Origin of the sequence: Sulfitobacter brevis, assembly GCF_900112755.1 — a bacterium.
Taxonomy (GTDB): domain Bacteria; phylum Pseudomonadota; class Alphaproteobacteria; order Rhodobacterales; family Rhodobacteraceae; genus Sulfitobacter; species Sulfitobacter brevis.
Genome location: NZ_FOMW01000042.1, coordinates 1 through 7,815 on the forward strand (window position 1 = coordinate 1; position 7,815 = coordinate 7,815).

Here is a 7,815-nt window from a genome sequence, read left to right on the forward strand (position 1 = left end):
AAGGCAGTATGTTTCTGCATCCGTAGGTCAGATTTTTGAAGAGGCCGATGCACGTGATATGTCGATCGAGGGGTCAATCTGCACCTACGTGCAAGCAACTCAAAAGACGGTCGCAATCCCCGATCTGCTGAATGATCACCGCACGCAGAATAACGACTTTGTCGTACAAAGCGGCCTACGCTCATACCTCGGCAGTCCGATCCATACAACGACTGGGAAGGTCATCGGCGCGCTTTGCTGCATGTCCCTCTCTCCGCGGGAATGGACGCAAGATGACATCGCCACCCTTGAAAGTTTTGCACGCTGCGTCGACGATATTGTCTGGGCCCGGACGCTGGCGCTGGAGGAGCGAAAAGCGCGCGTTGACCTCGAGCAGATTGTCGCGACCCGCAGTGGCTACATTGCGCACGTCAGCCACGAAATCAGGACACCGCTCACCGGTATCATCGGTTCGATCAAGATGCTCAGCCAGGTAAAATCCGAAGAACAGTCAACCCGTCTGATGACAGTCCTCAATCGCTCAGCGGACAAGCTACTGGATTTCGTGAACGATGTGCTCGATCTGGCGAAACTTGATTCAGGCCAGTTTGAAATCGTGGAGGAAGAAACAGACATTTCCAATTTCGCCCGTGAAATTCTCAATGAGTTCATGGGGCTTGCCGATGCGAAATCCATCAGCCTCAGCGTCAGCGATCAACTGCCCGGGAAATCTTACTTTGCGGACAGAAGTGCGTTCCAGACAATCCTACAAAATTTGATTGGCAACGCCATCAAGTTTACTGAAGGTGGTTCCGTCACCGTGAGCGTGAGCGAAGACTCCTATGGGCAGGTTGTGATCGAGGTCATCGACACTGGCATTGGCATTGCCCCCGAAGATCACGACAGGATCTTTGAAGAGTTTGAACAAGCTGGATCAGTCACAGCAAGAACATACGGTGGAACGGGTCTTGGCATGCCCATCGTGAAGCGTTTGGTCGATCGGATGGAGGGATCGATCAAGGTTGTAAGCCAGCCGGGCCAAGGTGCCACGTTCACGGTTTCGGTTCCATTGCAGGCCATCGCACAACCCCAAGCTGCGGCTTGAGCCAATAAGAAAACTGCACACACAGCAACCTTAGGGTCAGGACCCATTAACTAGTTGAGCTTGTCGCGTTGCCATGATTCACAATGTCCAGTTGTTGGAGGATATCATGAGCAATTTGTATTGGCTGACTGAGGCGCAGATGCAGCGGCTGCGGCCGTACTTTCCAAAGAGCCGAGGTCGTGCCCGCGTGAATGACCTTCGTGTACTGAGCGGCATTATCTTCATAAATCGCAATGGGTTACGCTGGTGTGATGCACCTGTCGAGTATGGGCCGCCGAAGACACTGTATAATCGCTGGAAGCGCTGGAGTGATATGGGCGTGTTCGCTCGGATCATGATGGGACTGGCCGAACAAGCCCCGGACAATAGGACTATCTCTATTGATGCCACATACCTCAAAGCACATCGTACGGCGTCCAGCCTACGGTTAAAAAAGGGGGGAAAGGCCGCCTGATCGGACTGACCAAGGGCGGCATGAATACCAAACTACATGCGATCACAGACACCAGCGGGCGCCCCATCCGTTTCTTTATCACAGCAGGGCAAGTCAGTGATTATACTGGCGCTGCCGCCTTGATGAATGGCCTACCGGAGGCTGAATGGCTCCTTGCTGACAGAGGGTATGATGCTGACTGGTTCCGCGAAGCCCTTATAGATAAGGGCACAAAGCCCTGCATACCTGGGCGAAAGTCGCGCAAGAAAGCCGTCAAGTATGACAAGAGACGCTACAAGCGACGCAACCGTATCGAGAGAATGTTTGGGAGGCTCAAGGACTGGAGGCGGGTCGCAACACGCTATGACAGATCACCAACCGTCTTCCTCTCGGCAATCGCACTCGCTGCAACCGTCATATTTTGGTTATGAGTCCTGAGCCTACGCTCGCGTTTCAACATTTGAGCAGACGCCCGAAAACCAAATCCACGAAATCAAAGCCGCTGGCTTTACCGTTGTGACACATCGCATCATCACCGAAACGATCTCCGGCTCCATGGCTATCACGCAGCGGGCAGGGTTTTCCAAACTGCTCGATAGGATGGAAAAAGGCGACGTCCTGATCGTCACCAAACTTGACCGGCTGGGCCGCGATGCTATCGACGTCAGCACCACCGTCGCAAGGCTCGAAGAAATTGGTATCCGTGTGCATTGTCTCGCCTTGGGCGGCGTTGACCTCACCAGTTCCGCTGGAAAGATGACCATGAACGTGATCAATGCCGTGGCCCAATTCGAACGTGACCTATTGATCGAACGCACCCAATCCGGCCTTGCCCGCGCCAAAGCTGAAGGGAAGATCTTGGGACGCCCATCTGCGTTATCAGCGGATCAGCAACTCGACGTGAAAGAAAAAATAGAAAACGGAGAGGCAATCTCAGCTATCGCGCGGGAATTCAAAACCAGCAGGCAGACAATCATGCGCGTTAGAGATCATACATAATCCTATGTCGCATTACGTACCTTTATGCTGATAGACCCTAGCTTTGACGCGGACAGGCCCTGGCTGCGCTTCCCAATCGACCAGTTCTACGTGACGCCCGATGTTGCGGTGGTCTCGATCGAGCGCCGCGGCTATATCGGGTCGGACCACTTCCCCATGGCTGCGACGATCAGACTGGACGCGCGTCTCGCCGCCGACCTCAACACCTCGCCGCCGCCGATCAGCGACGAGGAGCGCGAGCTGATCGCCGCCTCCGTCGGCCGCACTCGACAGATGCTTGGCCAGAAGAGTCCTTGAAGCTGGTTGTCGGGGGACGCGGGTCCGTGCAAAGCTGCGCAGTGAAGCCTTCCGTGCATTGCGGCCAGGCAGCGGTCGATGGTGCAGAAGAACCTTTCCGTCAGATTCAAAACAGGCCCTGGAGTTACGCAATCATGGCGGATGAACCGAAAGAAGGAGGCAATCGCTCCGGGCGCAAGTCAACGGCGAAGCCGACCCGGAACAAGAATGCGAGCGGCAGCGACGCTGCTCTCCGGACAAGCGGGAGTGAGCGGTCCCTGACCGCCACTGACGGTGCCACGCCCGAAGTCGCGGCTGTTCCAGTTGTCGGCATCGGCGCGTCGGCGGGCGGCATCGAGGCCCTGAGCCTCTTCTTCGACGTGATGCCGACTGACAGCGGCTGTGCATTCGTTATTGTGCTGCATCTTGATCCGAAGCGCGAGAGCGAACTGGCCCACATCCTGAGCGCAAAGACGACAATGCCGGTCGTTCAGGTCCAGGATGGCATGCGGCTCGCGGCGAACCATGTCTATGTGATCGCGCCCGACACCGATCTGAAGGTCAGTGACGGCGGGTTGCACGTCTCCAAGCCGACAGACCCTCGCGGCCATCGTCACCCCGTCGATGTGCTGTTCTCGTCGCTCGCTGCGGACCAGCACGAGCGGGCGATCGCCATCGTGCTGTCCGGAACGGGGCGCAACGGCACCGAGGGGCTGAGGGATATCAGGGCGGAAGGCGGCATGAGCCTGGTGCAGTCGCCCGAGACCGCAAAATTCGACGGCATGCCGAGGAGTGCGATTTCGGCGGACATGGCCGATCACGTGCTTGCCATCGAAAAGATGCCCGAAACCCTGTTGGCCTTCAGGCGCCATGGCTACGTCGCAGGGTCCGACGAGATCGAGGTCACCTCCCCGGACGGTCAGGCGACACTCGGCCATCTTCTGGAACTCTTGCGCGCGCGGGGCGGACACGATTTTCGCGGCTACAAACAATCGACACTGAGGCGGCGCGTTCACCGTCGTCTCGGTCTGAGAAACATCGAAACACTGGACGAATATATGGACGAGCTGCGCACCAGCTCCGATGAAGTCGCCACGCTTGTCGGCGACCTGCTGATCAGCGTCACCGGCTTTTTCCGCGACGCCGAAGCGTGGAAGGCCCTGGCCGAACTGGTGATTGCGCCAATGGTTGCGGAGCGTGAGACGGGCGCTTCGATCCGGGTCTGGACGACGGCCTGCTCGACGGGCGAGGAAGCCTATTCCCTTGCCATGCTGGTGACCGAGCATGCCGAGGCGGCGGGAAAACACTTTGATCTGAAAGTATTCGCGACCGATGCCCAGGAGATAAATTTGCGCAAGGCGCGCGATGGCATTTACCCGGCCGCCGCCATGACCGGCTTTCCGGCGCCGCGTCTGACGCGCTTCTTCGAAAAGCTCGACGGCTCTTATCAAGTGAGCAAGGAGCTGCGCGACATGGTGGTGTTCGCGCCGCACAACCTGTTACGCGATCCGCCGTTTTCGCGGCTGGACCTGTTGTCCTGCCGCAATTTCCTGATTTATCTGGAACCGGACGCGCAGCAGAGGATAATCGCGCTTTGTCATTTCGCGCTGCGACAGGGCGGACATCTGTTTATCGGCAACGCAGAGACGATCGGTAAGCACGAGGACCTGTTCGAAACGGTGTCGAAGAAATGGCGCCTCTTTCGCCGGGTGGGATCGACCCGGCATGACCTGATCGAGGCTTCACCGTCGCGCGACAGATCGGAACCGGGCACGAACGAAAGCCCATCGTCCCCACGCCTTGAGCCACCCACTTCGGCTGCCGAAATGGCCCGTCGCGCTTTACTGGAGCGCTATGCCCCGGCATCGGTGCTGATCGACCAGAGCGGCCGTGTCCTTTATTTTCACGGCGCTACAAGGGATTATCTTGAGAATCCGTCCGGCGAGCCGACCAGGGACCTGTTGACAATGGTCCGTGGCGGGTTGGCGGCCAGATTGCGGGCAGCGATACGCGAAGCGTCGAAAGAGAACAGAAGCGTGACGGTCAACGCCCGCATCCGCGAGAGCGAGACCGCCAGATCCGTCGCGATGACGGTCATGCCGCTGCCCGCGTCACCGCAGGGAGGCGTCCTTCTGGTGAGTTTCGCGCCGGGCGTGCCGCAGGCCGATCCCACCCCGTCGCCCCCGCGTGAGGACGCAGGCGACGCCTCGTCTGGCGAACGTGCCCTTCTGGAGGAACTGAGGGAGACCCGTGCCGAACTGAACAACACCATAGAATATCAGGAGACCACCAACGAGGAACTGAAGGCGGCGAACGAGGAAGCGATCTCGATGAACGAGGAGCTTCAATCCACCAACGAGGAACTCGAGACATCGAAAGAGGAATTGCAGTCGTTCAACGAGGAACTGAACACCGTCAACGGCCAGCTTCAGCACAAGATAGGCGAACTGGAAACCACGACCGACAACCTCAACAATCTGCTGGCCGGGTCGGACACGGCGACGCTGTTCCTTGACAAAAAATGCCGCATCAGATGGTTTGCCCCGGCGACGAGGGATCTTTTCGATTTTGTCGGGTCGGACATCGGCCGGCCGATCTCCCATTTTGCGCAGAAGTTTGCCGACGAGAACCTGTTGCAGGATGTGGAAACGGTGCTGGAAAAGCTGTCCCCGGTCGAGGCAGAGGTGCGTAGCGATACGGGCCGCTGGTATGTGCGCCGCGTGCTTCCCTATCGTACGCAGGACAACCGGATCGCAGGCGTCGTCGTCACGTTCAGCGACATCACCGAGCGCAAGCGCGACGCCGATTCGGTCGACCGTGCCCGCGCCTATTCCGAAACCATAGTGCGGACGGTTCAGCATCCCCTGCTGGTTCTGGACAGCGATTTGCGCGTTCAGACCGCCAATAAGGCCTTCCGCGAACTGTTCGCTGTTTTTGACGAAGAACCCAAAGGGCAGATTATCTTTGAACTTGGTAGCGGCGAGTGGAATGACCCGCCGCTACGGGCCCTTCTGGACGAGGTACTTTCGGAGGATGAAGACATCCACAATTTCGAGGTCGAGCAGGAATTCCATCTGACCGGGCGACGATCGATGCTGCTCACTGCGTGCAAGTTGCGGCAAGAAGGTGACCTTGACGATCTGATCCTGATTGCCATCGAGGACGTCACCGAGCGCAAGCGTTTCGACGAGCATCGGGAAGTCCTGGTTGGCGAGCTCAATCACCGCATCAAGAATGTCATGGCGACGGTGCAGGCCATCGCGTCGCAGACGCTCAAAAGCGCCACGTCGATGGAGGAAGCACGCGCAACTTTCGGGTCGCGTCTGATCGCGCTTGGTAAATCGCACGACTTGCTGACCCGTGAAAATTGGGGCGGCGCGGATTTGCGGAACATTGTCAAGGATACGGTCGAACCTCTTTCGGGAGGATCGAACCGCTTCCGGATCGAAGGTCCACACCTGTGGCTGGCGCCGAGTGCCGCGCTTTCGATTGCAATGGCGTTGCACGAACTGGCAACGAACGCCGCGAAATACGGCGCGCTTGCAACTGAGGATGGCCAGGTCGACATCCGCTGGCAACTTGTCGGTGACGGCAAGGATCGACGGCTCTCCTTGCGGTGGTCGGAAAGCGGCGGTCCGCCGGTCATCCCGCCGACACGCAAGGGTTTTGGCTCAGTACTCGTCCAGAGTGTGCTGGCGACGGAACTGGGCGGTAAGGTAGACGTTGTCTATGAAACGTCCGGCGTCGTCTGCAAGATCGATGCTCCGATGCCCGACGGTCAGGAAAAGGGTGAAACGAGTTGACCGGACAGACAGCGAAACGGGTTCTGATCGTCGAGGATGAAGTCCTGATTGCGATGAATCTGGAGGACATGCTGAACGACCTCGGGCACGAGGTCGTCGGTCAAGCCACGCGGATCGAGTTGGCGATGGACCTTGCCCGCGAAAGCGACATCGATTTCGCAGTTCTCGATATCAATCTGGCCGGGAAGAAATCTTTTCCCGTCGCCGATATTCTTAGCGAGCGCGGCATTCCTTTCGCCTTTGCAACGGGAAACGGACCCGAGGGTCTGATGGACGGGTATCGTGATTTTCCGGCGTTGCAGAAGCCTTACGCGCAGGCAGACCTGGAACGTACCATCGCGCAGGTTTTACGCGGATCGACTTGACAATGCGATACTGCCAGGCTTGAGCGGGATAGGGCGATTTATCCGCGAAACCCGGTCTGGTCACGGCCGTTATGGGCCGAAGCAAGTTGGTGAGAGATCTCCGGCGTGAGCCAGTCTTGCTCGACGAGGTCGCGGAGTTTGTAGGCCCGATCCAGCGCCTGTCTGCTGGCCGCATGCCATTCATTGGAAGCATCGGGATTTCCGTCATCGCCGTGTTCGGCCATCTGGAGGCAGAATTCGGCGCGCTCGTTGAGAAACCGGACCGCAGCCCGCATGACTTTCTCCATCTCCTCGAACTGCGCCGCAGCCATGTTCTCTGCGGTATAGCTGTGGCCGATGTGGCAGGTGAATTTGACAATCGAACCGACCTTGAAGTTCTTCAGTGCGCCGCCGCAGTCCGGGCAGGTGACCGTCAGCGGCCGCTCGAAAGTCTGGCTGTTGATGATTTCGGGCGCTTGTCTGTCCCGTTGAGACGAGGTTTTAGGCATGGGCAATTCCTTTCCGCACTTTTGGTCGACCAGCTCAATGAGCAGTTCCGGTATCTCCGCGAGTGGCAGGCAGTAATCCAGCGCGACATGCTCGGCAGCGCTCCTCGGCATTTCTGGATGGGCGGCATCGTTTGGGTCCTGGCTGATGGCAACACCGCCGCGTCTCTTGATGTCGAATAGGCCCAGCGTACCATCATTCAGGTTACCTGTCAGGATCACGCCCACAGCACCCGAGCCATAGCTTTCGGCCACGCTCCGGAACAACGGGTCGATGGCCGGCCGCGCACAGTTTTCCTTCGGACCACGCAAAAGGCGCAACCGTCCGCCCGCGACGATCAGGTGGCGATCCGGCGGCGCTACATAGATG

The 7,815-nt window shown here is 58.3% G+C and carries 7 protein-coding genes and 1 pseudogene; 7 read left to right on the forward strand and 1 reads right to left on the reverse strand.

What is annotated here, in order from left to right; all coding sequences use genetic code 11:
• The 7 genes and pseudogenes from BM174_RS20160 to BM174_RS20185 all read left to right on the forward strand — a co-directional run.
• On the forward strand, positions 1-1,084 hold a 1,084-nt coding region (locus BM174_RS20160), incomplete at its 5' end, for a GAF domain-containing sensor histidine kinase (protein WP_143092513.1).
• A 106-nt stretch (positions 1,085-1,190) separates the two neighbouring features.
• A protein-coding gene (locus tag BM174_RS20165) for an IS5 family transposase (RefSeq protein WP_093925609.1) occupies positions 1,191-1,948 on the forward strand; the annotation gives its coding sequence in 2 pieces (ribosomal slippage) (positions 1,191-1,512 and positions 1,512-1,948; 759 coding nt in all).
• Positions 1,949-1,967: 19 nt separating this feature from the next.
• Positions 1,968-2,360 (forward strand): annotated as a pseudogene (locus tag BM174_RS20170) (recombinase family protein); the annotation flags it as partial.
• A 15-nt stretch (positions 2,361-2,375) separates the two neighbouring features.
• Positions 2,376-2,516 (forward strand): helix-turn-helix domain-containing protein, encoded by a 141-nt coding sequence (locus BM174_RS21640; RefSeq protein WP_281244880.1) that lies wholly within the window; start codon positions 2,376-2,378, stop codon positions 2,514-2,516.
• Between the two features lie 24 nt (positions 2,517-2,540).
• Positions 2,541-2,813, forward strand: coding sequence for a hypothetical protein (locus tag BM174_RS20175; RefSeq protein ID WP_093925605.1), 273 nt, complete (start codon positions 2,541-2,543; stop codon positions 2,811-2,813).
• Positions 2,814-2,947: 134 nt separating this feature from the next.
• Entirely contained in the window at positions 2,948-6,595 is a 3,648-nt protein-coding gene (locus BM174_RS20180) for a chemotaxis protein CheB (RefSeq protein ID WP_093925606.1), read from the forward strand.
• Entirely contained in the window at positions 6,592-6,960 is a 369-nt protein-coding gene (locus BM174_RS20185; RefSeq protein ID WP_093925607.1) for a response regulator, read from the forward strand. The genes BM174_RS20180 and BM174_RS20185 overlap by 4 nt, the downstream gene beginning before the upstream one ends.
• 38 nt (positions 6,961-6,998) lie before the next feature.
• On the opposite strand, the gene BM174_RS20190 is transcribed toward BM174_RS20185, so the two are convergent.
• Positions 6,999-7,815 (reverse strand): chemotaxis protein CheB (locus BM174_RS20190; protein WP_093925608.1); only part of this gene is annotated, 817 nt, incomplete at its 5' end.